This is a genomic window from Arthrobacter sp. SIMBA_036 (assembly GCF_046535135.1).
Taxonomy (GTDB): Bacteria; Actinomycetota; Actinomycetes; order Actinomycetales; family Micrococcaceae; genus Arthrobacter.
In genome coordinates, this window is the sequence record NZ_JAWRXG010000075.1 from 1 (window position 1) to 355 (window position 355).

Below are 355 nucleotides of genomic sequence, written 5' to 3' on the forward strand. Positions count from 1 at the left end.
CTAGGCTGACCTATCTTACGGTCTTTATTATCTCGCCAATTAACCCCATCAAAATACACTTCGTCAATTAAAGGGGAGATATCGTGAACTTCTTCAGGCACAAGGCTTCCCTCTCCGGTAATAATACCTTGCATAATCGAGTGGTTCCCTCCACCAACCCAGCCAATCATTAATGGGTAATGGTATATCACAATATGATTTGAGGGGTCTTGCTTGAAAGTACCCTGAGTGCGAAACTCTCCTATAGAGCCTATGTTTCTCAAAACCCTCAAAGGGTGCCAAGGAGTCGGCAACACAATATCTGAAGACAATTTTAAGCGAGGGTACAAATTTTTATTCTTCACAGCACACTCTT

The 355-nt window shown here is 42.5% G+C and carries 1 protein-coding gene; it reads right to left on the reverse strand.

The window, feature by feature from the left end:
* A partial coding sequence (locus tag SB659_RS19190) for a DUF6710 family protein (protein ID WP_410551540.1) occupies nt 1-344 on the reverse strand: 344 nt, incomplete at its 3' end.
* Between the last annotated feature and the right edge of the window lie 11 nt (nt 345-355).